The organism is Mycobacterium palustre (genome assembly GCF_002101785.1).
In the GTDB taxonomy this organism is placed as follows: Bacteria; Actinomycetota; Actinomycetes; order Mycobacteriales; family Mycobacteriaceae; genus Mycobacterium; species Mycobacterium palustre.
The window spans coordinates 1-24,549 of record NZ_LQPJ01000121.1; the positions used below are offsets into that span (position 1 = coordinate 1).

Sequence of the window (24,549 nt, forward strand, 5' to 3'; positions counted from 1 at the left end):
CGCCGAAGCCGCCCGCGCCGCCGAAACCGCCCCCACCGCCAGCGCCTCCGCCGCCGCCAGATCCGAACCCGGCCATGCTGAACCCGGCACCGCCCCCGCCGCCGCCGCGGCCATCCGGATAGAGGGCCTGCATCGGCAGATAGGCGTGCTGGTCGAACTGCGGATCCTCCGCGCCGGCCGCGCCGCCGCCGAGCATGATGTTGCCGTGCGAGCCGCCCGACTCGAAATGCGTGCCGTCCGGGAGGGTTGCGGCCATGTGGCCGCCGCCCGGGCCGCCGTTGTGCCAGCCGACCCGGAACGTCCCCGGAGGGCCTTGGCCCATGATGAAGCCGCGCTCGGCGAGCCACTGGCGCGCCGAGCTGGTGTCCATGCGGCCGCTGGTGCCCAGGGCGGCGTTCACGAGCTCGGAGACCGCGCCGGAGCAGTCGGTGGCTCCCCACACGTAGGGGCCGCCGGCGAGTGCCGCCGCGGTCTGATAGAGGCGTGCCAGGCCGCCTCCGCCGTCGGCGTTGTTGAATCCGCCGCCTGCGAAAACCCCCAGGAGGCGCCCGGTTTGGGCCCAGATGTCGATCGAGCGCTGGCCACCGCGCAGCGGGATGAACGCCTCGCCGCCAGTGGAGTCCTCGGCCCACTGCACCAGGCCGCCCTTGCCCGACGGAGGCTGCACCATGGCGTGGCCCGGCAGCTTGCCGTAGGCGAACGACCTTAGGCCGCTGAAGATGCCGCCGGTCGCCCGGGGTGGCGGCGGTGGCGCCGGTGGGGGCGGCGGCACAAAGAATTGCGGCGCCAGGGCGTTGCTGCCTGGCGGCGGCGCAGCCTGGACCTGGATGGGCGGCGGGTTGCGGAAGAACTGGTTGTAGAAGGCTTCCATCGACGCGGTCGCCGCGTTGACGTTCACCTGGATCGGCAAGGCGATCGGCGTCTCCGACTGCTGGTTGCGGAACGCGGTGAGGTTGTTCGCCGCCTCCTGCGTGTCGGGCACGACCCGCAGATGCGTTGGGTCGTTAGCCATCTTCTCCAGGTGGGCGTGCAGACCCTGGAGCCCGGCTTCGACCTCGGGGGTGTTGTCCTTGATCGCGATGACGAGGTCGCTGCCGACGACTTGCAGCTTCGACGCCGAGTCGCCCAGCTTGTCGGTGACGGTGAAGGCGTCCGCGGCGCTTTGGGTGTACTTGTCGATGTTGTTGGCCAGGCTGCCGAGCGGGCTGCGGAGCCTGTCGATACCTTCGGCGACATGGTTGAGGGTGTCGCCCATGTGGAATGAGGTGTCTCCAAGTTTGTTGCCCGCCCGGGCGACGTCCTCGAGGTCCTTGCCCAGGCCGCCCATGCCGGGGATGTGCTTGAGGATGCCGCCGACGAACCCGGTCGCGTTGGACAGCACGTGAATCCAGGTGCCGGCCGCCCGCCCGGCGACTTGCTCGAACATGGCCAGCAAGCGGATGCCACCGGAGGTGAAGGCGGCGATCCCGTCGAGGGCGCGGACCGCGGCCGACGCCATGTTGCCGAAGAAGCTGGCGATTTCGGCCTTGTGGGTGTCGACCCATTTGCCGATCTTGCTGATTTCGTTGACGATCTCGTCGCCGAACTTCTGCGCGCCCTCGGTGTTGAACAGGTCGAACAGCGAGCCTTTGATGGAGTCGATGCCGTTGTGGATTTTCTCGACCAGGCCCGGCCAGCCCTTCATCATGGCCGCGCCCATCTCCTGTGCCTGGCCGCCGTGGGTGAATTCGGCCATCACCTGATCGAACATCTGCGGGCCGGTGTCGCTGCCGATCATGGCGCCGCGGATCGCGTCGGTTCCGAAGAGCTGGGCGACGTTCTGCTGGAACTGATCAGGCCGCATCCGCGCGGCGGCGTCGTGCAGCTGCTGGAACAGTGCCCGCATCCCGATGAAGTTGCCGTTCTTGTCGGTGAGGTTCAGCCCGAGCTCCCCGATGGCCGCCTGGGATTCGCCGCTGGGATTGGCGATATGGGTGAGCAGCGTCTTCAACGACGTGCCCGCGTCGGAGCCGACGATGCCGGCCTTGTGGAACACCCCGAGGGTCGCCAGGGTGTCCTCGACCGACATTTTGAAGCCGTGCGCCACGGTGGCGGCCTGCTGCAAACCCAAAGCGAAGTCGGGAATTTCGCCGGGTGCGGCCTGCTGCACGGCGGTCAACAGGTCGGCCACGTGCCCGGCCGCCGACGGGTCGAGGTTGAACGCCTGCAGTACCGACGCCTGAGACTGGGCCGCCTCCGCCGGGGTGATGCCGGCCGCCGTGGACAGCAGCAGCGTGCCGCGCACCGACTTCTGCACGTCTTCGAGTCCGAGGCCGCCCTTGGACAGCTCGAGCATCGCGTCGAGCGCATCCTTGGCCGACACCCCGGGCAACGTCAGGTCGTTGCCGAGGGCTGCCGCCTGGGCCCGCAGTTGGGTCATCTCGCCGGGGCGGGCGCGGGTGACGCCCTGCAGCTTGTTGAAGGTGCGCTCGAAGTCCAGGCCGGACTCGAACACCGACTTCATCGCGGCGACCGCGGTCTGAGCCACCGTGGTGGCGGCCTTGACCAGCTCGCCGCCCACGATCGCGGCGACCGCCCCGGCCACGAATGCCTTGCCCGCGCCGCCGCCGAGGCTGCTGAACTGGCCGACGATACCGCCCATGTTGCTGGTCAGCCCTCGCGTCAGCTCGGAGGTTCCGCGGCCGAACGACTGGGCGAAACCCGAACCAGACTGGGCGGCACGGCGTTTGGCTTCCTCGAGCTCGCGGTAGGCGGTCACGGCCTCCCGGGTGTAGCGGGCCTGGTCACGCTCATTTTTGGCGACCGTTTCGGCGGTGCGAACTAGTTTGGTGTTCGTCGCGGCCAGCTGGTCTTTGACCCGCAGCAGCTCCCGCTGTGCGTTGAGCGCGGCCGCACTTTCCTTGCCGCCCTTCTCGATCGCGTCAGCGACCCGCTTCTCGGCGGCCTCGACGTCGCGGGCCTGGGCTTTGGCGCGCTCGCGCAGCCGCTGGCGTTCGGTCTCCGCGGCGTTGGCCTTGCCGCTCGCGTCGGCGATCTTGTCGTAGGCCCGCTGGTACTCCGAGACAGCGGCCTGCACGTCCTTGGACCCGGCCGCGAAGCTCTTGTTGAAGGCAGACGAGGCCTCCCGGCCCGCGACACCGGCCTGCCGGACGAATCCTTCGGCGGCCCGTTTGAACGACGCCTCGTCGGGGCGAGCCGCGATGTCAAGCAAAATCGGCACGGCTCACCACCTTTCGTTTGTCGCTCACGACCAACCGAGCTGGTCGAACATGTCTTCTTGGGCTTCCTCGATGAACGCCTCGGCCTCGGCCTCGTCGCGCAGAATCTGCGCGCGCTCCGAGGGGTCGACGAACATCTTCGGGGTGTACTCGTGTTCGGTGCCGACGTAATGGCTGGCGCGGAACGCTGCGAACTCCTTGTGCAGCTCGGCGATCATCGTTTCGAGCTCCGGCCACCGGCCGCCACGCAGCGCTGTCTTGTAGGGTCCGCGCTCGGGCGCCTCTTTGAGCAGGACCAGTAGGCGGCGGCTCGACATCCGCCCGGCGTGCCAGTCGAAGATGTCGTGGCCGCGATCGGCCAGATCGCATTCGATCTCAGTGGGATGCTGTCGCCACGCCAGAACCGCTGCCAGCACTTTTGGGGTCGCTGGCCAAGCGCTCCTTCATCTCCTGGTCCTGTTTGGCCCAGATGACCTCGATCTCGCTGAGCAGAATTCCGCCCTCTTTGGCGCGTTTGGCGCCGTCCTCGCCCCACAGCACGATGGCCAGCCGATACGGCCACGGCGGCAAGCGATTTCCGTCTTTGTCCCTGTGTGGTACCACCAGCGCGCCCTTGGCGATCAGCGTCTTGCCATCGGGCGTGTAGACGTCTGGCTCTCGCTGGTATTTGTGCAGGAGGTCATCCTGCAGGTCTTCCCACCGTTCCTGCTGATCGTTGTCCAGCAGGTCCTTGTGCGGGATCTCGAAAACCTCGCCCTCGGGATGTTCGGCCGTGGGCTTGGCGCGGCGGAACTCGCTACGCAGGAAGCTGTATTGGCCTTCGCTGGCCTGGGCTCGGGCGTCGGCGGCGTTGACGACGTGGGCGTGCTTGACCTCGTCGGTGATCTCGACCGGCTGTTTGTCGGGCATGGGCTGAAAGTTCCTCTCGGGCTGTTGATGGGCTGAAAGGGTTGGGCTCTAGGGGGTTTGGTGGCCCGCCGGGTAGGCGCCAGCCCAGGGCGCGACGGCGCCCAAACACCTACCCGGCGGGGGTCTTTCAGCTGACGGTGATGGCGTTCGACGCCGCGGTCCGCGACACCGCGCCGTTGTCGCCGGTGACCACGGCGCGCAGCAGCGTGCTGCCCGCGGCCAGCGACTTGATCTTCACCGTGGTGGTGCCAGCCGAGGAGGTGACCGCACCGGGGCCGTCGAGCGTCGCGGCGGACCAGGTGACTCCGGCGTCGACCGAGAACTCCGCGGTGATGACGAACGGTGCGTCGCCGCCCGTCGGGTCGGGGAACGCCAGCGTGGCCTTGCCGGCCGTCGTGGCCGTCGCCACCGGGGCCGAGCTGTCGAGGATCGGCGCGCCACCCAGCGACGTCCACCCGTCGCCGCCCGACCAGGTCCACTTCATGATCGGCCGGTAGGCCCCGTCGATCATCGCCATGAACAGCCCGTCGGGCAACGGCTGGAACGTCAGGTCACGTGCGGCCGAGTTCTTCTTGTCGCCCAGCTTGGCCTCGCCGACGTCGTTGAGGCGCACCAGGTTGTAGCCGTCGACGGTGTAGAGCTTCTTGCCGGCGACGCTGCGGGCCCGGATGAGAAGCACCTGGCGGTCGATGTTTTCCGAATCGACCGGCGAGCCCCACCCGGCGCCCAACGCGCCCGGCAGCTCGACGAGGTTCGTGCCATCCTCGGCGTTGAGCGGCAGGTTGTTTTCCAGCCGGCGCACCAGCGGCTTGGCCGTCTCCACCGGGGTGAACGTGAACGGCAGCGTCTGCGACACGATCGTCGAGTCGAACGGGTACATCGACTGGATGATGTTGAAGTCATCGTTGTCGATCTTCGGCTTGCTCGACGGGCCGCTGCCGTCCTTGAATGCACCGACGAACTCGAAACCCTCGTTGTCGTCGGGGTTGTTCTGCCAGACGCCGTTGATGCGCTTCTTGGCCCACAGGTCGCCGCGTATCTGGTTGTCCTGGGCGAACGGGGACCAGCGCACGCTGCCGTCAGGGTTGTGTGGCGACAGGTCAGTGGCGGCGCCGCGCGCGTCGCGGATCCCGACCGCGACAAGCTTGGAGCGGCCTTCCAGGAACCGGTTGTCAACGTCTCCGTAGCCGCCGGCGTCCCAGGTCGTTCCCGTGGAGGGTCGATTGACCATGAGTGGCTTTCCTTTCGGAATCGTGGTGGACCGGAACGCAATTCCGGCGCAAACAAAACCCGCCGGGCAATCGCCGGGCGGGCGCGGGCTGCTCAGGGATGCGGCTTAGGGTGCCGCGCTGGTGAAGTCGAGACCGATCTCGTATTCGGCCTCTTTGTCGAGGATCTGGTCGTTTTCGTAGTCGATCCAGAGCGGGACCTGGATGACCTCCAGATAGCTCGGGCTTGCGATGCGGCCGTCGGGGAGCTGGATGCTCACGTCGTGGCTCGCGAGGTAGAGGATCCGGTCGTGGGTGCGCTGCGCCTCCGCCTCGGCGTCGATCTCCCAGTTGTCGCCGTCTGCCGAGTAGTTGCACATGGTGTGCACCTTCACGCGGGCCGTTGTCCAGAAGAGGTTGAGATCGTCCACGCCCCAGATCTGTTGTACGCGGCGCACCGGAAGCGGGGTGTCGTCGTTGACGCGGATCGTGGTGCGGCCCAACGGTCTCAGCCAGGCGACGAAGAACTGTTCTGAGCTGACGGGCTGCTGCTCGTGCAGTCCGAGGGTTGTGCTCCCCGCGCCGACGACGGGCGTGCCGCCTCTGACTATGAGGGCCGCGCTGCCCGGGCTGTCTGTGTTGGACCTTTGCGACTCGGCCGGCGTGCCCCCGGTGATGCCGATGGGGGCGCTGGGTGGGCTGAGTTTCTGATCCAGCGACGGTGTGCCGCCGGCGATCACGACGTCGGCGCTTGGCGGCGAGTCGCTACCGGCCGGTTCCTGGGCCAATTCGAGTGTGCCGCCGGTGATCTGGGTGGGCGCGTCGCCCGGTTCGCTCAGCCCTGCGTCCGCGGCGATCTGCGGAATGGACAGCACGAGCCACTTGAGCATGAACTGAGCCTGCTCGGCGTAGCCGGCCGCCACCGGGTGCAGCCCATCGGCGCTGAGCGTCGCCGCGGTCTGGCCGGCTTGCTTGGTGTCAAGAACCCAGACCCCGGCCACCGCCGTCGAATACTGCAGCGGCGGCGACAGCGGCAACGTAGCTCCGGGGATGAAGGTGTCGACCATGGCGGCGAACAATGTGGAGAACGCCGGTAGGCTGCCGCCCTCGCTGGTAGCGGTCGTGGCGTTTTCCGTGGTGACGATTATCGGCGATCCGGGGCACTGGGTCTGCACGAAGGCGATCGTGCTCAGATAACCCGACGTGATCGAGGCGGTGTCCTGTTCATTGAAGCCGTCGTTGATGATCACCACGTCGGGATTCGACGGAGGCAACAGGGTGGTGTTGCCTCGGTAGTTGACCAGCCGAGCACCGTTGGCCGCGCCCAACATCACCGTCAGCGTAGGGGCCTGCGCCCCGCGGCTGCTGGTGTGCACCGTGACCGCGGGGTCATAGCCCAGCCCGAACTGGTCGAACGGCGACACCACGACGTTGACGTCGTAGTAAATGCCCAGCGCCAACGCCATGCGTCCGGGCCAGCCGAACAGGCTTGACTGGTACGCGTCCTGGTAGCCCAGGGCGGTGGAATCGCCGATGACCTGGATGGTCGACGACTGCCCGAGTGTCAGGTTGTTGATGACGCGGGCCAGTGGGCCGTAGGACTGCGCCCGGCTCGGTATGGAGCCTCCGACGATGAGCGTCGCGGTGGGCGGTACCGAGACGGGCGAGAGCTGCGATACCTCCGGCGTGCCGCCGGTGATGGTGATCGTGGCCGAATCGGGTGGCCCTTTTTGGCTCACCTCGGGTGTAGCGCCGGTGATCACGATCTGCGCGCTGGCAGGGGCGTTCGGGTCGGCTTGCGTCACCGTAGGGGTGCCGCCGGTGATGTGGGTCGTGGCGCCCGGCGGGGAGACCTGCTGGTCGAGGGACGGTGTGCCGCCGGTGATGGCGATCGTGGCCGTCGGTGGAGGATCGGCGCCGTAGAGAACGATGCCGGCAGCTCCCCAGTACGACGATGAGTTGGCTGCGGTGAACAGCACCGAGGTATCCCCGGGGGCGTCACCGACGAGCATCTTGTCGTTCCAGGCCCCGCCGCCGTCATCGAGCCAGCGCTGCGTTTGGTTGTAGGCCGACAAGGTGGGGGTGGCGAACACTGCGAAGCATTGCGATACCAGCGCCCCGGCGGCGGCCGGTACCGTCAGGCTCATCGCGGTGAAGGACCCCGCAGTCGTGGAGGTGGCGGTGGTCAGCACAGTGCCGACCCTGGCGACCCCGGAGTAGTTGAAGGCCTTGGCCTTGATGTAGGCGCTCGCGGACGGCGTGATGACGATGTTGACCGGGCCACCGGGCGCGTCTTGGAGCACGAACGGCACGAGGTAGAAGTTGAAGCCGAACGTCAGCCACAGCAGCGGCGTGCCCACCCGGGTCATCGGCAGGTTGGCGCCGGTCGGGTCGTAGACGGCGGTGGGTGAGGCGTCGGTGGTCTGCACCCACACGACCACGGTGTCACCGGGGTTGGCGGCGTTGGTGATCGTCAGGCTCGCACCCGGGCCGACAGAGTTGACGGCCCCCTGCGAGCTATACGCGACGGTCATCGAAACCGTCTCCCTCGGGGGTTAGGCGGTTACGCCACAGTCCACACGGGCTGGCTGTTGCTCAGCGTCTCGGTGTTGCCGTTGGTGATCGTGATGTCGGCTGGGGTGTTATCACCCAGCGCGTACGCCAGGACCTGGCTGTTGTAGCAGATCAGGTAGTAGCGGAACACGATCGAGCCGCCCGAGGCCTGGAAAGTCACGTTCGCGCTCAGTGACAGCGTCACCGTCGTGGTGCCTGAGGCCACCAGCGTGCCGGTGACTCCGCCGGTGGTGTAGCCGTTGCCGTTGGCGACTTCACCGGTCACGCCAGCGCAGGTGGTGGACGAGGCTCCGATGTTCGACGAGCTTGTGAGCAGCTTGATCGTGGCGCCGTTACTGGCGGTGAGGTTGCCGTAGGTGCCGTTGAGCAGGTTGGTGCGCGCGGCGTTGGTCAGCGTCCAGGCCCCGGCGGTGGCATGCGCGGCCGGAATGTGATTCGCGGGGGCAACCACTGTGGGTGCGAGCAGTAACGCGAGCGCTGCGGCGAGTGCTGTGATAAGCCGCCGGGTGTGGTTCATCGTCGTGTTGTCTCCTGTTTCTCGAAGGGTGTTTCACCTACGGCCGCGTTTGCGACGTCGGCGCCGCCTGTCTTTACCGCCCGCGCCGTTGCCGCCGTGGGCGGCTTCGTCGAGGGTGCCCCCGAAATGCGCGGCCGTTTTGGCACCGGGAGCGAACTGCGGCGTCGGCGTGGAGCCGCCCGTTCCGTGCTCGAGCATCCCGGCGTACCAAATCTTCATGCCCACTTGGCCTTTGCCGCCGCGGGCCCGCTTTGTCACCTGGACCGAGGCGCGGGCCGCGCCGGCCCGACGCTTCCCATCGCCCGGCTCACTCTTGAGGATCGGGGTCTGGCTTCGCCAATACGGCACTACCTCGTCGGCCATGAACTTGTTCAGCTCCGCGTCGATCTTGGCGTCGCTGGCGATCGCCGCTTCGATCTCGGCGTCAGAGACGCCGGCGGCTTCCTCGAACCCGTACTTCGACATCAGACCCGTGGATCTAGCGAGGTCGACAAGATGGTCACCTTGAACAGGCGTCCGTTGGCGTCGGTGAAAGGCATTGCGCCGCCGATGATGTCGTAGGGCTGGCCGTCGACGATGATCCGGCCGGTTGACGCCGCAGCCGCGGCAGCCGCCGCCGGTGGCGCGGTGGTCTTCCAAATCTGCGTCCCGGTGTCCACTTCGAGATACTCGGGCGTCTCTTCGGACTTCAGCGGCCGGTGCCGGCAGCCGCGCACCACCACATTCGGGGTGCTCTTCCTTCCGATACCCAACGCGTTGACGTCGGTGGACGATTCGTTGATCGTCACGAACGTCACCGCTTGGTTGCCGAAACTCACCGGACTTGCTCGATCCGGTACGGGTCGATGATTTCGTGGTTGAGCATGTCGAACGCCGCCTGGTTGGCGGGGTCGCCGATCGTGTTCATCCACCGGTAAACGACGTCGTCTACCTTCTTCTCGATCATGGGCCCGCTATTGCCGGCCACCGCGCCGACAGCCGCGGCCTCGCGGTCGATCAGCTCGAGCACCGCCGACTGCCAGTCCCACGCGTCGGCGTAGCCGTGCTCCATGCGCACCTCGATCGACCCGTAGTGGTGCGACCAACGGGCGCCCGACTTCTTGCGCACCAGCCCGGCTTTCGACCATTCCAGCGTGGACACGTCGAGCTCGACGCCGTCCTCGGTGACCGACTGCAGCTCAACGAGTTGCAGGGTCGGCAGCGACAGAAGCCGCCGGCCAGGCCCGTCCAGGGTGACGGTGTCTACACCAACCGGCGTGACGCGCCACCCGCAATAGCGCCGCACTGCCGCGAGGGCACCGCGCAACAGCCTGGCCGTCTCGTCGTCGTCCGCCAGCAGGCGGCCGCCGGTGTACTGCTCGACATCTGCCGGAGTCAGCTCCTCGGTGGGCTGGCCCGGGTCGAAAGTGGGTTGCGACACCCGAAGCCTCTACCTGACTACGCGCCGTTGGCCATCAGGAACGCGCCACGGGGTGCAGGCTGCCGTTACCCAGCACCGCCGTCGCCACCAGCACGCCGCCGCTGGTGGCCCCGGTCGCGGTGCAGACCAGCCGCACGTAGCGCTTCGTCGGCAGCACGCCGAACGATCTCAACGCGTTGTCGTCGCTGGCCGAGTCGAACGTCGGCACCGAACCGAGAACCCGGCTCGAATCCACCGCAGCGAAATCGCCGTCGGTTGTCGTGTCCGACTCCTGCACCGTGAACGCGTAGCTGCCGTCCGTCAGAGCGCCCGCGGCGATCGCGAACAACACGTCGCGGAACCGGTTGTTGAACGCTGCGGTGTCCACTGCGGTTCCCTTGGTGGTCCCGGTCTGCACCGTCGCAACGGCCAGAGCCTGCTGGACTAGGGCATTGTCGTAAAGAGTCTGCATGTCGTGGCCCTCCTCGTGGGCAGCTGGTTGTGCGGAACCTATTCGCTGGCAGGCGATTCGGGCTGTGCAGGATGCTCGGTGCGCGCCGGCTTCTCGCTGGCGTCGGAGCGCAGCCGGGGCCGGGCGCGGCGCTCGCCGGGCGCGGCGCTCGCGGTCTCCGCGGCACGGTTCGCGGCGGCCACGGCCGGCTCGAACAGGTGCTCGCGGCCCTTGAAATCGGGGTCGTCGTCGGCGATCAGGGAATTGTCGCCGTGCGGCGTGAAGGTTCGGGGCAGCCCACTGTGGCCCGTGAATGTGAACGGCTCTTTCGCGCGGTATATCTCGGCCATTAGACGACCATCTCCTCAAGAATGTCTGGGGGTTTCGTTGGGCGAGCGATGGTTTCGGCCGCCTGACTTGCGTTTCCAGAGAAGCGGGTGGCCCTGGCCTCTGGAAACCAGGGCCACCCTACTCGCCGTGATCAGCGGCGAGATGTGTTGTTACAGAGTAGGTTCGGACTATGTGATGTTCAAAAGCCTAAAGGCATTGGGGTTGACCACATCCGAACCAACCCTGTAGTAGGCGAACCACCCACGCTGACCCGTCGGCCGGCGACTGGAGCCCACGAGGTGCGGAATGAACTCGATGGCCATCCCGAGACGGTCGGTGATCACAAAGTTCTGGAAGTCACCGATCGCCAGCGCGTAGTTCTCTGCCGACGCCGTGATGGTCCCGTCCATCGCCTCGGCCTCGAGAACGTCGCGCTCCAACAGGGCGCGTGGCCGACCCTCGCCCAGGTGCGCCCACAGGGCCGCGCCGCCGGCGGTGTCGAACTGCCGGATCTTGTGGTAGATCAGGTTGTTCGCGATCCACGAGGCGTTGGCGCGGTAGCGAGCCGGCAGAGCGCCGTGCAGGGCGTACACGTCGGCCAGGGCGAACGTGTCGGTGGTGGCCGAGTTCACCACGACCGACCCGCCGGCCGCCGCCAGGGCGGTGATCAGACCGGTTGGCTCAGCGCTGCCCGAACCGAGGATCAGCTTCGTGCCTTCGAGATCTTGCTTGCCGCCGGCCAGTAGCATGGCGACGTTCTGTGCCACGTTCTGCTCGTCGGCCATGGCCTCGATGGAGATCGGAATGAACCCGCGGGCCATGTAGTTCGGGATCGACGGCTGCGCGAAGCTCGGCGAGTCGTCAGAGACCTCGCTGCCCTCGGGGTCGAACGACCAGGTGACGTTCTGCGACGACACCCCGTGCCACACATCGCCGGTCGCGACGACCACGCGTGCGGCCGAACGGATCTCGCTCAGCACGCCCGAGCTGGTGACGATCACCGTCGGGTCGAGCTGGAAGGGCACCAGGTAGCCGCCGGCGTTGTCGGTCAGCGACATGGCGCGGTACTCCTCTACCGCGGCCAGGGCGCGCTGCTCCTCCTGCGACAAGGTGTGCGCCTTGTTGGTGGCCATCTTCGACCACGCCCGCAGGTACGCCGGGCTCGAGGTGGCCAGGGCGTGCCGCGCCAGCTTCGAGTCCTTCGAGTCGAAGTTCTCGATGATGTCGGTCGCCGCGGAGCGGACCTTGTCGCTGGCGCACGGCATCTTCTCGATCGCGGCCAGGGCGCGGGCCCGGTACTCGTCGGCGACCGCACCGGGTTCGCGGCCCCAGGTACGCATCTCCGAGAGATTCCAGGGGTTGCGGAACCGCCGGTCCTCGATGCTGTCGGGCTCGAGGATGGCGTCGCGGTCGTAGTCGCCGCTTGCCGCCTGCGAGGAGCCGGCGCTGCCGCGCTCGGTGCGCAGGACGCTGCCCTGGTAGTGGCGCACGGCAGCGTCGACCTGGCCCTTGACGGACTTGACCTTCGCGAGATCGTCGGCACGCTCGAGGCGCTTGCGGTGCTCGTTGAGCGCCACCACCTCGTCACGCAGCTCGGCGAACTCGGCGTCCTGCTCGGGGGTCAGCGACCGGAGCTCGGCCAGTTCCGACATCCGGGCTTCGATGTCCTGGATGCGCGCGACGGCCTGGGAGTACGTCATCGTCAGATCGCCGTCGCGGCGCTGCTCTTCCCCGTCGCGGGTTTCGGTGTCAGGCATTGGATTTCCTTTCGGTGTAGTCATGTGCCTGGTGGAGGATTCCGCGCACTTCTGCGAGGACCATCTGGCGGTACCTCTCGCGCGATTTCGACGGGTGCTCACCGGCAGCCGGGGCGGCTGTGGATCGCGGCGCGTCAAGTTTCGACGGGTGCTCGCCGGCTGGCCTGCGGCCGGTGGCTCGCGGCGCGTCGATCTGGGACGGGCGCTGAGGCGCCGCACCGGCCACGAGCCGGTCGGCGAGTTGCTTTCTGTCCACGTCTTTGGAGCGGCCGGAGTCGCCATCTGCGGAGTCTCCGGCGCTGTCGTCGTCATCGTCTGGGTCGTAGACGCCCATCAGGTCCATCAGGTTGTCGACCTGAGTTTCGGCGGCCACGATCAGCGCGCAGGCCTGCGCCACAGGCTCGGGAAGTGTCGTCAGGTCCACTCCGGCGATCAGCGCGCTCGCCTGATCCAGCGTCGCGTCCAGGCCGCCGATCAACACCGAAGGGTCATCATCGGCGTCTTCGGCCGGCTCAGCAGCGCGGGCGCCGGCTTCGGCTTCGGCGCGATCGGCCATGAACACCGCGCGGGCCAACAATTCCCGCTGGCTGGGGTCCTTCAGTCGGCCGAGGTCGATGACCTTCGACCGCACACCGACCGATGTGTCTGGGTAAGCCGGCCACACGACAGGGCCCATCTCGGGAACTCGCAGCTCCTTGAGCGTCCGGAGGGGCAGCTGCTCCTCGGGCCACTCGCCAAACCAGGCCTCGTCAAGGATCTGCATCAGCTGCATGTCATCACGAATCGGCTTGCCATCGGCGGTCTCCCACGCCTCGCGGACCACCTCGAAGCGGAATGACATCCCGTTGATCGCGGGAGGATCTGCGGCGATAGCGTCACGGACCGGCAGCATCAGCCAGTTGTCAAAAATCCGGGCCACGATGTGCGCGCCGCCTTCCGGCGCGAGCACCGGATCGGTTTCTTCGGCGATCGACCGCAGCGACGCGATCGGGATTGACCCGATCAGTGGGTGCCGACCGTGATCGAACTGCACCTTCGGCGGCGACTCGCGGAACGACTTCTTCATCGAACCCGGCGCGATCTGCTCCCGGAACCGGCCCTCCCAGCTGTCGATGACGGTTATCCGGTTGAAGACGGCGCCATAGCCATCAAGTGTCAGCCCATCGTTGGGCTCACCGCTGTCGGCGGCGTCGCGGACAAGACGAAAGGGCGCTTCGCGCACGCTTTGCGCCGGCGGCCGCGTCTCGCGGCGCTCCTCGCGCCTATTGAGTTGGCGTAGCGCCATTAGTGGAACCTCCCTGTTGGGAATCGGTCACCAAGACCGGTTTCAGATCGGGGGCTTGACCGGTTGGTTGTTGCAGCTGAACGCTGTACATGCCGGAATGCTTAAGCAATCCGAAGTCATTGGCCTCGACAGCGGCCACGACCGAGTCGGGTATGTAGCCCGCCGTGATCAGCGTGTTGATGGTGGCCGCCCTGGTGCTCTGGATCTCGGCGGCGTCGCTCTCATCCTCCCGCAGGAACGGCACGTCGGTGGTGTCGTACCAGAGGCGCACGTCCGGCCGCGGGGGTTTGACTATCTGTGCCATCGACCCAGACATGTTCTGCCACAATGGATGTGCGGTGCCGTCGGCGAACCGGCGGCGGGCCTGACCATAGTTACTGTAGGTCGCTGCGGCCAAACCTTCTGAGAGACCTACGATTACGGGCGGAACACCGGCCGCTGCGGCGATGCGTGTCTCGCCACCGCCGCGGACTTGCTTGAAATCAATCTGACGTAGGTTAGACCCGACCACGGTTACGTCGGCACCGGGGTAGAGATTCAGTGCCTTGTAGGCATTTTCGACGCCGGTGTACTCTTCTTTGAATTCCTCCAGCCAGTGTTTGACCTTTTCTTCGGTCGCGCCAGCCACGTGCTTGATGACCATGTTCGGGCTTGCGCCGTTGTCGAAGAACTTGCGCTGGTGCCGCGTCATCGCCTGGTCGGCCTGAATCTCCCGCAGGATCGGCGTCAGCCAGGACATGCCACGGAAGTTCGCGAACGGGTCGACAATCGGGTGGAAGTGCGCGACCTCGTCGGCCAGGAATCCGACCGGCTCGCCGTCGCCGGTGCCACGCTCGGTGTAGACGTAACCCAGTTTGCGCCAACCCAGTTGGCCGCCGCCCACCTCGTTGCCGCCCCCGCGGACCATGCGCGGCTCGACCACGATGTCAACCCAGTCCGGGCGCATCCGCACCAGCTCGGTGTTCGGATCATTCGTGCCGAGCCGGGCCAGCGGCGTGTCTTTGTACCAGTAGGAGTTTCCGGCCAGGTCGGCGTCATTAATGGTGCGCGACAACAGATCCTGCGTGGTACCGCCCGTCCACGGGGTTTCCAGGATCGCGAGATCCGGGGTTCCGAACAGCTCCGACGGCTTTCCCTGGCGGATCTGCTGCCACTGGAACCGGATCGTCGAGAATACGAGCTGGCGCACCAGCATGCACGCAAACACCACGCCGTTCGCCTGGTAGGCCGCCGCTCCCAGCCCCACGAAGTTGTTGGGCGCCAGCTCTGTTTCTTGGCCGCCGAGCGTCTGGATGATGCCGTTGGTGCCCGCATAACCGAGCCCGTAGCCAACACCGTTGTAAGTGAACTGGTTCCAGAGGCTGATGTAGTCGTCGATCGTCGAGATGTCCCGGCGTCCGCGACCAAGCATGCGCTCCAGCAGGTTCACGGACCCACCTGGAAACCGTCACGCCGCGCGCCTTTACGCGGGCCGCTAGCTGCGGGGTCGTACAGCAGCACGACGAGCGCGGTGATCCACACACCCGCACTGATCAGCGCCCACGCCAGGCCGACGAGCAGCCCGATACCGGTGATGATCAGTGCGCCGGCCACCGCGGCCGCGACTAGCGCATGCAGTGCTGTCACGAGTCTCCTGAAGGTTGTCATGGAACAGCGCGGGGCGGCTAGCTCATGAAGCCCCAGACCTCGACCTGTTCCGGTTGATTCGCGATCGCGCGGGCGAGCGCCATGATCAGCGCCACCACGCCGTCGATCTTGTCGCCGGCGTTGGTCTTGTCCGGCTTGACGTTCCCGGCCGGATCCATCGCGACCGCGAAGTTGTCGACCTCCCACCGCAGCAGCGGGTTGCCGCCGTGGCGGATCACCGGCCGTACCGGCAGCCCGTCGTCGTCGACCTTTGCGCCGAGCTTGATGAGCCGCTGCAAATCCTTTGTTGGCGCCGACATGCTCGCGAAGCCCTGGCCCATGGTGATCATGGGCGCGCCGTCGTTGAGCAGGTCGTTGACGAGCTGCTGGGCATTCCACCGGTCGTAGGCGATCTCCTGGACCAGGAACTCCTCGCGGTCGCGGTTGATCTGCGCCTTGATGAAGTCGTAGTCGGTGACGTTGCCCGGTGTGGTCGTCAGCCAGCCCTGCTTGACCCAGACCGACGCGGCGTTGGCCGTGCGGTTGTCCAGATCCTCGATCGAGTCTTCGGGCGCCCAGTGGCGCATCAGGACGTCGAACTCGCCGGTGTCGGTTGGGAACACCCACGCCAGCGCGCAGAGGTCCGACGTCGAACCGAGGTCCAGGCCGCCGAAGCACGAGCGGCCCTTGAGGCGTTCGACATCGACCATGCTGGCGTTGACATCCCACTCGCCGACGTCGAGGTAGCGCGTCTCCTGCTTGGTGCGGATCCCCAGGTGCAGCCGCTTGTAGCGGGCCAGCTCAGCAGGGCTCTCCTTTGCCTTCTCCGCGGCGGCCCGCATGTACCGCCAGGTCGGCGATATTCCCACACCCGGGTTCGCCTTCTTGATGGTCTCGTCGGAGAACGGGTCGTCGGTTTCCTCGGCGGCGAACACCACGCCGTAAGTGCTCGGATCCTTCAGGACGCGCTTGGCGAGCTTCTCGATCCGGCTGCGCTTCTCGTCGTACGGTGTGTGCCGCTTGCCGGCGTCGGCCGTTGTGATGAACACGATTAGCGGCTGCTCGCGGGAACCTGTGCCGGTTTCTAGCGCTTCGATCAGCGCCATCCTCTTGTGTAGGTGCAGCTCGTCGACGATCGCCCCGTGGATGTCGGCGCCGTGCTGGGCGTCGCCAGCGTTGGCGATCGGCTGGAAATAGCTGCCTGTCGCCGGGTGGGTGATCCGATGCTTGAGCGGCCGCAGATGGCGGCGCAGTCCGGGTGACTTGTTCACCAACTGTCGGATCGGCTCAAAAACGAAACCGGCTTGGTCCCGCGTGGTCGCCGCGGCCAGAACCTGGGCGCCCATCTCGCCGTCGGCCCCGGTCAGGTGGATCCCGATGCCGCCTACGGTCGTACTTTTGCCGTTCTTCCTGGGCATGTCGAAGTAGGCGGTGTTGATGATCCGCACCCAGCGACCCGAGTCCGGCGAGCGGTGAAGCCATCCGAACACCGGGGCCAGCATGTAGGCGACCTGCCAGACATCCGGCTCGAACCGCTGACCAGCCAGCCGGCCCTTCGTGTGCCGCAGTTGGCGAAACGACGCCAGCACGTGGTCGACAGCCTCCGGGCTGAACCGCGCACCGGGCACATCGCGCGGCTCCGGAGTCTTGATCAGCGGCGGGCAGTCCGGGATGTCGTAGCCGCGGTTCTCCAGGTACCAGGCGACTTCGGGGCTGATCTTCAGCGCATCGAGATCAGCTAGTGCCCACGGCGATGCTGATGTAAGTCGTGCCATCTATGCTTTGTATGCCGTTGCGTATACCATCGGACCCTTCCGTGTTGGGGTTCGATGATCTGGCCACCATCGCCGACAACGCGGGCTCGCTCATCGGCCTTTGCGACTGGCGTCCGCGATTCGGCCGCTTTACCGCGACCGTCGAGCGTGCCTCGAAAGCATCCGCCGCATGAGCCCGTTCGAACCAGCTGGCGAGGTCGCCCGCTGGCGGACCTTATACGAGCTGTTAAACGAGCGCAGCATTGGCGACGTGCTTTCCTACGACACTATGGCCGAAGCCTTGCAACTCGACCCTTCCAAAGACCGCCACACAATCCAAGTCGCAATGCGCCGCGCCGCGAAAGAACTGGAACTAGAGGACAAGCACGCCGTTGAGGCAGTTAAGAACGTCGGCTACCGCATCGTGGAGCCGGAGGAACACCTTCGGCTCGCCCGGCAACAGCAGCGGCGATCCTCCCGCGCCCTCGTCCGCGGACATTCCAAGGTCGTCAACGTCGACCTATCCAACGTCGATCCTGAGATCCGGAACGCGTTTCAGGTCGTAGCATCAGCATTCGCGATGCAGATGGAATTCAACCGGCGCACGGACGTCCGCCAAAAGCAGCTCGAAACTGCGCTCGAAGCAGTGCGCGAGAAATCCACCCGCACCGACGAAGAAGTCGCGGAGCTTCGCGAGCGGTTAGAGCGGCTGGAAAAGCGGGAGCGCGACTAGCCCGAGTCTTCATCGGCGGCTGGGCCGGCGAACGGGTTCGCTTCGTCCGGGTCGCGGTCGTCGTCTCTCCTGCTGACATTGCGCTCACCAGCCGGCGTCAACCCGAAGTCGTTCGCGTACTGCCGCAGCCGCGTCTCCGCCTGCTCGACGATCGCCACCGCCGGGTTCTTCGTGAACCACACCGACTCGGTGCCGTCCTTCTTCACCGAGGTGTTCCGCACCACCAGGCCGTTCTTGCGGATCTCCCGGTTCGCGGCCACCAGCCGCGACCAAACCTCGCAGTAGGCCGCGAGCGTGGCGCGATCTTGGGCCTTTACCAGGTCCAGCTGCACAAGCCCAGGCGCCACGCGCCGCCACTCAGCTTTCGCTTCCCGGGTCAGCCACGTCGGCGGGTTCGGCGCCTGCCGCTTGAACGCCGGCGGCGTCGGAACCGGGCGCCCCGCGCTGTCCTTACCGTCACCGCGGCCGTTGAGCAGAAGCAACGTCCGCGGCTGCTGAGCAGGCATCAGACAGCTACCGCCTGGTCGATGACGACGTACGGCATCAGCGCGCCCCGGCCCGGAGGGTCGCCCTCCGACCATCCTGGATGGTCCGGAGGGGGACCCTCCTGACCCCCCCAAATGACAACGTTGTGCAGAAAAATTTTTGACCACGGGCGCGGTCAGCCGGGGAGCGGTGGTCACGATCGCGACCCACCCCCCCTGCCGCCGAGTTTCCGCAGGTCAGAGCGGTTTCACGCGGGCGGCCGCGCATCCCAAGGGCCAAGGGCGCGAGGGTCCGGATGGTCGGGGTGGTAAGCACTTCGTCACCTCGCTCTCTTCTTACCGCGCAGGGCGTCTTGGGTCGTCTTCTGCTTGTGATGGGGCGTGCACAGGGACTGCAGGTTGTCCCAGTCATAGCGGGCACCACCCTCAGCCAGGGGCACGATGTGGTCCACTTGGTCGGCCGGCCGTCGGCAGCGGCCGTTGGGGCTGGTCCATTCGCAAACAGGGTCGGCGGTGAGCTTGTCGCGCCGGAGCTCCTGCATGCGGGCGTCGTCGCCAGGGTGTGTTGAGCCTTCCCATGCCGGTCGGCAGGGGCAGCGCTGGCCCTTGGGGGTGGGGCTGCCGCATCGTGAGCAGGCTCGGGGTGCTGCGTAGGGCACAGATCGGTCACCACCGTGTGGTCCAGTGTCCTCGGCTGAGCTCGCAGCGGCCGATGCATGCCAGCGAGTGCCAACCGAGAATGCAGGCTCCGCGCGCGACCCACCAGAGAAGCCACTCGCGCTTTGAGTATCGCCAGATGTCGCGCAATCTCACGGCGCGTCCTCCACGATCTCGGCGTTGACGATTTCGGTCTCGCCGGCCGCGCTGCCGACATAGACGTGGCTGGTGTCGTCGGGCGGTGGCATGTCGACGCTGATGGTCCAGCCGGTCGGTCGCGTCTTGAGGTCGACGTCGAGCGGCTGCAGACGTGGGTCGCGGAGCGCGCCGTTGGCCAGGGCGTTGGCGATCATGGCGAGCATCATGGCCTTGAGGAACGGCGCCGGCTTGGCGTTGGGGTTGAGCTGGGCGCGGATCGCAGCGGGGATCTGATCGGGCTTCGGGGGCGCCATCCATCCTTCGATGACCTCATCGAAGACCGTTTCGCCGCCGATGATGATCTGCATGTGCGTCATCGCCCAGTAGCCGCCTTGATGCTGCGGTTGATTTCGGCCAAGGCCTCGCGCGCGCGTTCTTCGCGGTAGTCGCGGTCGAGCCCGTCGGCGACGCGGCGCAAGAGCAGTGCAGCGACGCGGCGCGTCTGCCGCTTCACGCTGTCGCCTCCGGTGTATGCGGGCAGCCGGCCGTCAGCTTGCTCAGCTGCTCGAGGAGGTGCGGCCCGTTGACTGCGGGGTTGTTGACGTCGACGTTGAGCCGGAACAGCCGGTTGTGGCAGACGTTGCAGCTGAATTGCAACGTCATGCGGCCGCTGGGCGGCGGCTTGCCGGCGGCAGCTTCGCGGAGCTGCTCGAGCTCGGTCTGACGGATGAAGGCCCAGCCGTCTTGCTCGACGCTGTGCACGATCGCCTCGCCGGTGAGCTGGGCGACATTGGGTCCGGGTAGGCCGGCTTGGGCGGCGAAGTGCTCGGCCTGGGCGCGCGGGATGGTTGTGGCGCGGAACATCGGCAGCGGCAGCACGACCGGGCCGCTCTTGCCGTCGCCCGGGTGCGTGAGGCCTTCACCGAGGCGGCGGGCGATGAGGTTGGACACGTCCTGGTTGGGCATGCGTCGGCTGTTCTCCTGGGCTGAGGGGAGTGGTGAAATGACGAACGCCGCTCTGCATGGAGGGCAGTAGCGGCGTGTTCCGGGCGCGCTTGGTCAGCGGCGCTTTCGTCGGCCAAAGTACCACATGCGTGTATTTTGGCCGGTCAGGGCCTCGGCGTGTCATGGATCGACGACAGTCCCTCTTTGACGCGGAATGCTTCAAGCGCAACCATGCTGTCTATGGTTCTCAGCTCGGCGAGCCGGGCGAGACGGTCAAGGTTGTTCTGGTGAATCTGTCGGTAAATCGCGGCTAGCCGTTGCTCTTCTCGCTGATCTTCGTGGCGGCCGACCGCGATGATGGCCCATAGCATGAGTGCTGCCCAGCAGCCAGTCGCCACGTAGAAAACGGGTGCCATCATCTGCTCCTCCCTCGGACCTGATTAAGTACGTCCTGCGTCAGGTGCTCATCGGCGCCGGCGCGGCCCGCTCTGATGTCATCGCGTGCGATGTAGGCCAGCTCTGATATGCCATCACCGGCGGCGTCGGCCGTGTCCGCGAAGTAGGACAGGGATGGGTATTCCTCGCATGTGCCGATGTATTGCTGGTCCTCGTCGGACCACTTCACGTGCAGATGATGCGCCTGAGTGCCGAGTCCTGGGGTCGTGTCATTTCCATCTCTAGGTGTCATCGCGCAGCCGCCGCCTCACGCACGATCGCATCGGTGTGCTTGATCGCCGCCGCGTACACCTTGCGCACCTCGGCCAGTCGATACACCGGCTCGTCGTCGTCGCTTAGGCGGTGCAGGCGCACGGCCCCGCGCGTACCGTCCGGATTATCCGGGCGCTTGTATCCGCGGATCTTCACCCGTTCCTCCTTGCGCCAGCGTGACCACGTGCGCTCCGGAATAGGCGTGCCCAGCGTGTGCATGATGATCAGGATCTCGGCGCTGGTGAATCGCATTGTGGCAGCGCGGTTTTCAAGGTTGCGCGTCAGGCGCTCGATATTGTGGGTGGTTTTGCAGGCGCCGCAGGTTACTTCGACGGCCTCGCGCTTGGCGTAGAGCAGCTTGCCGCAGTGGCGGTTGTGCTCGACGTAATGGGTGCACGGCCCGCAGAAGCGCGGCGTCGGCGGCCGTTCGAGCGTCCGCTCAATCCTGCGCACCAGCGCGTCGATCTCGGACTTCCACTGTCCGGCGGCCTCGTCGCATGCCAGGGCACCTACATGGGCGGCGAGGAACCGCGCCGCGTCCACGCTGGTCGCCCGCGGCGGCTCGACGCCCCGAGTCTCGCAGATATCGCGCACGATCGTCGACAGCGTGTTGCGCGCGATGTCGAGGAGCAGGCGGGCCTGCTCCTGGCGGGTGGCCTTTCCCTGTTCGGTATCGGGCTCATACAGCGCGGGCATCTCGTCGCCGGGCTTTCGATGGCCGCTGCCGCTGCCCATGCGGGTGCGGCGCAGCGCGACGTCGTTGAGATCGGCCAGCAGGCCGGGTGTGCGGCGTTCGATGTGCCAGTCGCCGCCGGACGCCGTGCGACCCCTCACGGTCACGACGCTCGGGCCTTCCGCGAGAGCCATCAATGCGGCGCGCAGCTCCTGGCTGCATTTGGGGCAGATCCACAGCTCCGTCGGAGCCGTGCAGCTCTGGCATTCGACCATGTGTTGACCTGCGTGTTTTCCGGTTTCGCGCACGAAATTGAGGGCCAGCTGATCCCGGCTAGGGCTTCGACGTGCCGCCGGCGCGCCGGGAAGTGCAGCTGGCCGCCGAGGTGGCGGGCGCCGATTTCGGCGAGCACCAGGGCATCCGCGACATCGTCGTTGGTGATCAGCTTGGCCCACGGCGCCCATGTGGCCCGGACGGCGGCGAGCACCGCGCGCTTGTCGGCCCTGCCGCTGCCGGTGGCCCATTTCGAGCGGGTGCCGGGGGTGATGACAGCGATGGGGATTTTCCGCGCCCGCAGCCCCGAATACAGGCCCCACCACAGGCCGGCGCAGTCGTGGGTGTAGGCGTTGGCGTGCGCGTAGGCCGGGCACACCGGCCACGTTGCGTGTCGGGTAGGAGATCAATAGGCAATAGACCTGCTGTGAGCGCGCGCGCATCGCGGTGAACTCGGGGTCGCTCCATATCCGAGACAGCAACTTGCCGTAGTCCGCCATCACTCGCCTTCGCAGACGATCGTGGGCGAGCAGCGCCAGCCGGTGTCGGTTTGGACGAATCGTTGGACTCCGGTTCGGCCGCAGATTTCGCGGGCCGGGCCGCACTGGGGCGGCTTCGGCTTCGCCGCGTCGGCATCCGGGGCTTTCCGCGCGAGGAAGGCGTCGAGGTCGCGGCGGCAGTTCGGGCACAACTCGATGACGGCAGTGGGCGATGGTGCGTCGTGTTGCATGTTGTCGGCGGTGATGTCGCCGAATATCCAGACGGCTGAGTAGCGCTGTTCGGCGGGGAAGGTGGCCGGGCAGCGGTCGCAGCCAACAAGTTTCATCTCAGGACCATCCTCGGTTCGGCGTTCATGCCGTGGCTCCTAGTGACTCCGCAACCACGCCGACGAGGTCGCGCTGCCGGTGGCGTGACAGCGTTTCCGGCCTGGCGGACCTGCTCGGCTCGGGCGTAGCCGCGGGCGCGGGGGTTATGGGCGCCGAAGTTCAGCTGCCATTCGCGTCCGCCGCGGAGGGTGATGGAGGCGTACCACGCGGTGTCGTCGAGGGCCTCGAAATGCACGGATTCAACGTTGGTGGCGGCGAAGTCGTCGAGGGTGCCGTCCTCATCGAGGCCGATGCGCGGGTTTTCGGGTAATGCGATGGAGGCCATCAGCCGACCATGTTCCGGAGCGCGTACTCGTAGTCGTCGATCTCGATGGGCGGGATTTGGCCCTGAGTGGCGTTCTGCCGTTCCGGGCTATCCGGAGACACCGGGTCGGCGGTGTTCGTTCGTCCGCGGGGTTGCTGGGCGGTCATGCTGGTTCCCCTTGTGCTTCTCGCTTGGCCGCGAAGAACTCGCGGATCGCCTCCTGGGCGGTGCGTTTGTCGACGGCGCATTGCAACGCGGTCTCCGCCTTGATCAGCCGCTCGGTCTTGTTCGCAACCGGGCCCATGACGATGCTCGTTGCGACGGCCTGGACGTCGCCGGCGGCCTTGATGTCGAGGGTTTGTTGGCGCGCTTCGCGGTCGTGGTCGGCTTCGCGGTCGAGGCGGTCGCGTTTGATGCGCCGCGCGGTTTCGATGATGTCGCCGACGCTGATGGGCTGCTGTGATGGCCGGTCGTAGAAGGCTTGCACCGCGTCGAGCATGTCGTCGCGTTCGAGGTTGTGTCGGTCGATTTGTCGTGCCCAGGCCATGATTCGGGCTTTGTCGGGGTTGGGGACCCGGTGGTCGAGGAGCGAGGCCAGTTGGAGGACTTCGGTGATGTCGGCGATGGCTTTTGGTGAGGGAAGGGTGGTCATGGCTGGTCTCCGTGGAGTTCGTCAATAAGCTCTTGGCCGAGTTGGCGGTAGCCGATGGCTTTTTCGGTGGCTTTGCCGGCGCCGTTGTGGGTGGGGTGTCGGGATTTGAGGACTTCGGAGACGAGTGATGGGAGGGCGTTGGGGCCGAGGGCTGGTTTGGTGAGCCAGAGTTCGATGGCGTGGGCGACGGTTTCGCGGGGTGTGCCGCCGCGGATGAGTTCGGTGGCTTTGACGCGGAGGATGGTTCGGACGGCGTCGGGGTGTTCGTTGGGGACGAGTTGGCGGACGAGTTCTGCGCCGGGGGTGGCGGCGATGCTGTCGCGCGCGTTGCTTTCTGTAGCTGATTCGGGGAGGTGACCAGAGTTATCTGTTGGGTTGGGTTGGGTTGGGTTGGGTATATACCCGGGACTTCGCCGTGACTCCTGGCGTGACTCACGGTGGTCGTCACGGTGGTCGTCACGGTGGTCGTCACGGTGGTTGTCACGGCGTGACTCCTCCTGTGACGCACTGCGTGACTTCTGTTTGCGTTTCCGCGCTAACTCGCGGTCTGCCTCGATCTTTTCCCGGCTGTCCTGTCGGCCCGGACCCACGAATTCGTGAAACTGGTATCCACGTTCTCCGTCGCGTTCGGCGCCGGGATGCCAGAAGCCGGCGTCGATGAGTTTCTTCGCTTTCGCGGCGCCTTTTGGCTGCTGTTTCACCCACCATTCGGGGACGAATCCGTCGGTGAGGTAGCGCATGCACCAGGCGCCGGCGCGCACCCACATGCCGAGCGCGTCGTCGCCCGCGCGGACTGTTTTTGGGTGTCCGTCGAATCCGTCGTCGACACGGAAGTGTGGCATCAGGAACGGGTCTCCTGCTGGTCGTAGGCGTCGATGCGGTCGAGCTCGTCGAGGACCTGGGTGTCACGTTCGGCGGTCGCAGCGCGGCGCATCTCGGCTCTCGCATGGTCGGCGGCCTCGAGCACTGCCGCCGCCCCGGAGCGGCGGGCATGTTGCGGAAACAGTTCGGCTGCCCAGTTGGTCATCACACTCCTTCCTGGATGACCTCGAGGATGTCGACGATGTGGCCGTGTTTCAGCTCGTGCATTTCGGCCGCGGAGCGCAAGACGAGGCCGGTCATGCCG

The 24,549-nt window shown here is 66.6% G+C and carries 33 protein-coding genes; 2 read left to right on the forward strand and 31 right to left on the reverse strand.

The window, feature by feature from the left end; translation table 11 throughout:
- From AWC19_RS19410 to AWC19_RS19480, 16 genes are all read right to left on the reverse strand, one after another.
- On the reverse strand, positions 1-3,220 hold a 3,220-nt coding region (locus AWC19_RS19410; RefSeq protein ID WP_085079631.1), incomplete at its 3' end, for a phage tail tape measure protein.
- Between the two features lie 24 nt (positions 3,221-3,244).
- Positions 3,245-3,634, reverse strand: a complete 390-nt coding sequence (locus AWC19_RS30750; RefSeq protein ID WP_245849151.1) for a hypothetical protein — start codon at positions 3,632-3,634, stop codon at positions 3,245-3,247.
- Positions 3,594-4,127 (reverse strand): hypothetical protein, encoded by a 534-nt coding sequence (locus AWC19_RS19420; protein ID WP_085079632.1) that lies wholly within the window; start codon positions 4,125-4,127, stop codon positions 3,594-3,596. The genes AWC19_RS30750 and AWC19_RS19420 overlap by 41 nt, the downstream gene beginning before the upstream one ends.
- Before the next feature lie 127 nt (positions 4,128-4,254).
- Complete coding sequence (locus AWC19_RS19425; protein WP_085079633.1) at positions 4,255-5,358, reverse strand: hypothetical protein; 1,104 nt, start codon at positions 5,356-5,358, stop codon at positions 4,255-4,257.
- 105 nt (positions 5,359-5,463) lie between these two features.
- Complete coding sequence (locus AWC19_RS19430; RefSeq protein WP_085079634.1) at positions 5,464-7,869, reverse strand: SGNH/GDSL hydrolase family protein; 2,406 nt, start codon at positions 7,867-7,869, stop codon at positions 5,464-5,466.
- A gap of 29 nt (positions 7,870-7,898) precedes the next feature.
- On the reverse strand, positions 7,899-8,426 hold the full coding sequence (locus AWC19_RS19435; RefSeq protein ID WP_245849157.1) for a hypothetical protein: 528 nt from the start codon (positions 8,424-8,426) through the stop codon (positions 7,899-7,901).
- A 33-nt stretch (positions 8,427-8,459) separates the two neighbouring features.
- Positions 8,460-8,891: a hypothetical protein gene (locus tag AWC19_RS19440; RefSeq protein WP_245849159.1), complete on the reverse strand. Its 432-nt coding sequence runs from the start codon at positions 8,889-8,891 to the stop codon at positions 8,460-8,462.
- A complete protein-coding gene (locus AWC19_RS19445; protein ID WP_085079635.1) occupies positions 8,891-9,244 on the reverse strand; it encodes a hypothetical protein in 354 nt (117 codons plus the stop codon). Before AWC19_RS19445 ends, AWC19_RS19440 begins: the two co-directional genes overlap by 1 nt.
- Positions 9,241-9,846, reverse strand: a complete 606-nt coding sequence (locus AWC19_RS19450; protein WP_142281306.1) for a hypothetical protein — start codon at positions 9,844-9,846, stop codon at positions 9,241-9,243. Before AWC19_RS19450 ends, AWC19_RS19445 begins: the two co-directional genes overlap by 4 nt.
- A gap of 34 nt (positions 9,847-9,880) precedes the next feature.
- Positions 9,881-10,297 (reverse strand): hypothetical protein, encoded by a 417-nt coding sequence (locus AWC19_RS19455; protein ID WP_142281307.1) that lies wholly within the window; start codon positions 10,295-10,297, stop codon positions 9,881-9,883.
- Positions 10,298-10,335: 38 nt separating this feature from the next.
- Entirely contained in the window at positions 10,336-10,626 is a 291-nt protein-coding gene (locus AWC19_RS19460; protein WP_085079637.1) for a hypothetical protein, read from the reverse strand.
- Positions 10,627-10,794: 168 nt separating this feature from the next.
- On the reverse strand, positions 10,795-12,363 hold the full coding sequence (locus AWC19_RS19465) for a phage major capsid protein (RefSeq protein ID WP_085079638.1): 1,569 nt from the start codon (positions 12,361-12,363) through the stop codon (positions 10,795-10,797).
- Positions 12,356-13,648 (reverse strand): HK97 family phage prohead protease, encoded by a 1,293-nt coding sequence (locus AWC19_RS19470; RefSeq protein ID WP_085079639.1) that lies wholly within the window; start codon positions 13,646-13,648, stop codon positions 12,356-12,358. The genes AWC19_RS19465 and AWC19_RS19470 overlap by 8 nt, the downstream gene beginning before the upstream one ends.
- A complete protein-coding gene (locus AWC19_RS19475) occupies positions 13,626-15,077 on the reverse strand; it encodes a phage portal protein (RefSeq protein WP_142281308.1) in 1,452 nt (483 codons plus the stop codon). Before AWC19_RS19475 ends, AWC19_RS19470 begins: the two co-directional genes overlap by 23 nt.
- On the reverse strand, positions 15,074-15,274 hold the full coding sequence (locus tag AWC19_RS29325) for a hypothetical protein (protein ID WP_211284960.1): 201 nt from the start codon (positions 15,272-15,274) through the stop codon (positions 15,074-15,076). Before AWC19_RS29325 ends, AWC19_RS19475 begins: the two co-directional genes overlap by 4 nt.
- 38 nt (positions 15,275-15,312) lie before the next feature.
- Positions 15,313-17,049, reverse strand: coding sequence for a terminase large subunit (locus AWC19_RS19480; protein ID WP_085079640.1), 1,737 nt, complete (start codon positions 17,047-17,049; stop codon positions 15,313-15,315).
- Positions 17,050-17,093: 44 nt separating this feature from the next.
- Between AWC19_RS19480 and AWC19_RS31235 the strand changes: the two genes are divergently transcribed.
- Both AWC19_RS31235 and AWC19_RS19485 read left to right on the forward strand, forming a co-directional pair.
- Positions 17,094-17,222: a hypothetical protein gene (locus tag AWC19_RS31235; RefSeq protein WP_264072351.1), complete on the forward strand. Its 129-nt coding sequence runs from the start codon at positions 17,094-17,096 to the stop codon at positions 17,220-17,222.
- On the forward strand, positions 17,219-17,761 hold the full coding sequence (locus AWC19_RS19485) for a hypothetical protein (protein ID WP_085079641.1): 543 nt from the start codon (positions 17,219-17,221) through the stop codon (positions 17,759-17,761). The genes AWC19_RS31235 and AWC19_RS19485 overlap by 4 nt, the downstream gene beginning before the upstream one ends.
- On the opposite strand, the gene AWC19_RS19490 is transcribed toward AWC19_RS19485, so the two are convergent.
- The 15 genes from AWC19_RS19490 to AWC19_RS19550 form a co-directional block, all read right to left on the reverse strand.
- On the reverse strand, positions 17,758-18,267 hold the full coding sequence (locus tag AWC19_RS19490; protein ID WP_085079642.1) for a phage terminase small subunit P27 family: 510 nt from the start codon (positions 18,265-18,267) through the stop codon (positions 17,758-17,760). The genes AWC19_RS19485 and AWC19_RS19490 overlap by 4 nt on opposite strands.
- A 299-nt stretch (positions 18,268-18,566) precedes the next feature.
- Positions 18,567-18,788, reverse strand: a complete 222-nt coding sequence (locus AWC19_RS19495) for an HNH endonuclease signature motif containing protein (protein ID WP_085079643.1) — start codon at positions 18,786-18,788, stop codon at positions 18,567-18,569.
- A 267-nt stretch (positions 18,789-19,055) separates the two neighbouring features.
- On the reverse strand, positions 19,056-19,418 hold the full coding sequence (locus AWC19_RS19500; RefSeq protein ID WP_085079644.1) for a hypothetical protein: 363 nt from the start codon (positions 19,416-19,418) through the stop codon (positions 19,056-19,058).
- Complete coding sequence (locus AWC19_RS29710; protein ID WP_158090912.1) at positions 19,415-19,555, reverse strand: hypothetical protein; 141 nt, start codon at positions 19,553-19,555, stop codon at positions 19,415-19,417. The genes AWC19_RS19500 and AWC19_RS29710 overlap by 4 nt, the downstream gene beginning before the upstream one ends.
- Positions 19,552-20,007, reverse strand: a complete 456-nt coding sequence (locus tag AWC19_RS19505; protein WP_085079645.1) for a hypothetical protein — start codon at positions 20,005-20,007, stop codon at positions 19,552-19,554. The genes AWC19_RS29710 and AWC19_RS19505 overlap by 4 nt, the downstream gene beginning before the upstream one ends.
- Positions 20,008-20,150: 143 nt before the next feature.
- Positions 20,151-20,405, reverse strand: a complete 255-nt coding sequence (locus AWC19_RS19510; protein ID WP_085079646.1) for a hypothetical protein — start codon at positions 20,403-20,405, stop codon at positions 20,151-20,153.
- Positions 20,402-20,611, reverse strand: a complete 210-nt coding sequence (locus AWC19_RS19515; RefSeq protein WP_085079647.1) for a hypothetical protein — start codon at positions 20,609-20,611, stop codon at positions 20,402-20,404. The genes AWC19_RS19510 and AWC19_RS19515 overlap by 4 nt, the downstream gene beginning before the upstream one ends.
- Positions 20,612-20,670: 59 nt before the next feature.
- Positions 20,671-21,642, reverse strand: coding sequence for a hypothetical protein (locus AWC19_RS19520; RefSeq protein ID WP_158090913.1), 972 nt, complete (start codon positions 21,640-21,642; stop codon positions 20,671-20,673).
- Positions 21,561-22,019 carry a hypothetical protein gene (locus tag AWC19_RS19525; RefSeq protein WP_085079649.1) on the reverse strand — a complete coding sequence of 153 codons (459 nt, stop codon included), beginning with the start codon at positions 22,017-22,019 and terminating at the stop codon, positions 21,561-21,563. Before AWC19_RS19525 ends, AWC19_RS19520 begins: the two co-directional genes overlap by 82 nt.
- 120 nt (positions 22,020-22,139) lie before the next feature.
- Complete coding sequence (locus tag AWC19_RS19530; RefSeq protein WP_085079650.1) at positions 22,140-22,466, reverse strand: hypothetical protein; 327 nt, start codon at positions 22,464-22,466, stop codon at positions 22,140-22,142.
- Positions 22,463-22,792, reverse strand: a complete 330-nt coding sequence (locus AWC19_RS30115; protein WP_211284961.1) for a hypothetical protein — start codon at positions 22,790-22,792, stop codon at positions 22,463-22,465. Before AWC19_RS30115 ends, AWC19_RS19530 begins: the two co-directional genes overlap by 4 nt.
- Entirely contained in the window at positions 22,792-22,938 is a 147-nt protein-coding gene (locus AWC19_RS29715) for a hypothetical protein (protein ID WP_158090914.1), read from the reverse strand. The genes AWC19_RS30115 and AWC19_RS29715 overlap by 1 nt, the downstream gene beginning before the upstream one ends.
- Positions 22,935-23,423: a hypothetical protein gene (locus tag AWC19_RS19540; RefSeq protein WP_085079651.1), complete on the reverse strand. Its 489-nt coding sequence runs from the start codon at positions 23,421-23,423 to the stop codon at positions 22,935-22,937. The genes AWC19_RS29715 and AWC19_RS19540 overlap by 4 nt, the downstream gene beginning before the upstream one ends.
- Complete coding sequence (locus AWC19_RS19545) at positions 23,420-24,265, reverse strand: hypothetical protein (protein ID WP_085079652.1); 846 nt, start codon at positions 24,263-24,265, stop codon at positions 23,420-23,422. Before AWC19_RS19545 ends, AWC19_RS19540 begins: the two co-directional genes overlap by 4 nt.
- Positions 24,265-24,450 (reverse strand): hypothetical protein, encoded by a 186-nt coding sequence (locus tag AWC19_RS19550; RefSeq protein WP_085079653.1) that lies wholly within the window; start codon positions 24,448-24,450, stop codon positions 24,265-24,267. Before AWC19_RS19550 ends, AWC19_RS19545 begins: the two co-directional genes overlap by 1 nt.
- Between the last annotated feature and the right edge of the window lie 99 nt (positions 24,451-24,549).

Coding starts and splice junctions, on each gene's coding strand:
- AWC19_RS19550 (WP_085079653.1), bottom strand. CDS start 24,450: ATGACCAACTGGGCAGCCGAACTGTTTCCGCAACATGCCCGCCGCTCC.
- AWC19_RS19485 (WP_085079641.1), top strand. CDS start 17,219: ATGAGCCCGTTCGAACCAGCTGGCGAGGTCGCCCGCTGGCGGACCTTA.
- AWC19_RS19460 (WP_085079637.1), bottom strand. CDS start 10,626: ATGGCCGAGATATACCGCGCGAAAGAGCCGTTCACATTCACGGGCCAC.
- AWC19_RS19440 (WP_245849159.1), bottom strand. CDS start 8,891: ATGTCGAAGTACGGGTTCGAGGAAGCCGCCGGCGTCTCTGACGCCGAG.
- AWC19_RS19465 (WP_085079638.1), bottom strand. CDS start 12,363: ATGCCTGACACCGAAACCCGCGACGGGGAAGAGCAGCGCCGCGACGGC.
- AWC19_RS30115 (WP_211284961.1), bottom strand. CDS start 22,792: ATGGCCTCCATCGCATTACCCGAAAACCCGCGCATCGGCCTCGATGAG.
- AWC19_RS19500 (WP_085079644.1), bottom strand. CDS start 19,418: ATGACGCACATGCAGATCATCATCGGCGGCGAAACGGTCTTCGATGAG.
- AWC19_RS19420 (WP_085079632.1), bottom strand. CDS start 4,127: ATGCCCGACAAACAGCCGGTCGAGATCACCGACGAGGTCAAGCACGCC.
- AWC19_RS19455 (WP_142281307.1), bottom strand. CDS start 10,297: ATGCAGACTCTTTACGACAATGCCCTAGTCCAGCAGGCTCTGGCCGTT.
- AWC19_RS19490 (WP_085079642.1), bottom strand. CDS start 18,267: ATGCCTGCTCAGCAGCCGCGGACGTTGCTTCTGCTCAACGGCCGCGGT.
- AWC19_RS19540 (WP_085079651.1), bottom strand. CDS start 23,423: ATGACCACCCTTCCCTCACCAAAAGCCATCGCCGACATCACCGAAGTC.
- AWC19_RS19430 (WP_085079634.1), bottom strand. CDS start 7,869: ATGACCGTCGCGTATAGCTCGCAGGGGGCCGTCAACTCTGTCGGCCCG.
- AWC19_RS29715 (WP_158090914.1), bottom strand. CDS start 22,938: ATGACCGCCCAGCAACCCCGCGGACGAACGAACACCGCCGACCCGGTG.
- AWC19_RS19480 (WP_085079640.1), bottom strand. CDS start 17,049: ATGGCACGACTTACATCAGCATCGCCGTGGGCACTAGCTGATCTCGAT.
- AWC19_RS19435 (WP_245849157.1), bottom strand. CDS start 8,426: ATGAACCACACCCGGCGGCTTATCACAGCACTCGCCGCAGCGCTCGCG.
- AWC19_RS19470 (WP_085079639.1), bottom strand. CDS start 13,648: ATGGCGCTACGCCAACTCAATAGGCGCGAGGAGCGCCGCGAGACGCGG.
- AWC19_RS19495 (WP_085079643.1), bottom strand. CDS start 18,788: ATGCAGGAGCTCCGGCGCGACAAGCTCACCGCCGACCCTGTTTGCGAA.
- AWC19_RS19545 (WP_085079652.1), bottom strand. CDS start 24,265: ATGCCACACTTCCGTGTCGACGACGGATTCGACGGACACCCAAAAACA.
- AWC19_RS19425 (WP_085079633.1), bottom strand. CDS start 5,358: ATGGTCAATCGACCCTCCACGGGAACGACCTGGGACGCCGGCGGCTAC.
- AWC19_RS19505 (WP_085079645.1), bottom strand. CDS start 20,007: ATGCCCAACCAGGACGTGTCCAACCTCATCGCCCGCCGCCTCGGTGAA.
- AWC19_RS19520 (WP_158090913.1), bottom strand. CDS start 21,642: ATGGTCGAATGCCAGAGCTGCACGGCTCCGACGGAGCTGTGGATCTGC.
- AWC19_RS19510 (WP_085079646.1), bottom strand. CDS start 20,405: ATGATGGCACCCGTTTTCTACGTGGCGACTGGCTGCTGGGCAGCACTC.
- AWC19_RS19530 (WP_085079650.1), bottom strand. CDS start 22,466: ATGAAACTTGTTGGCTGCGACCGCTGCCCGGCCACCTTCCCCGCCGAA.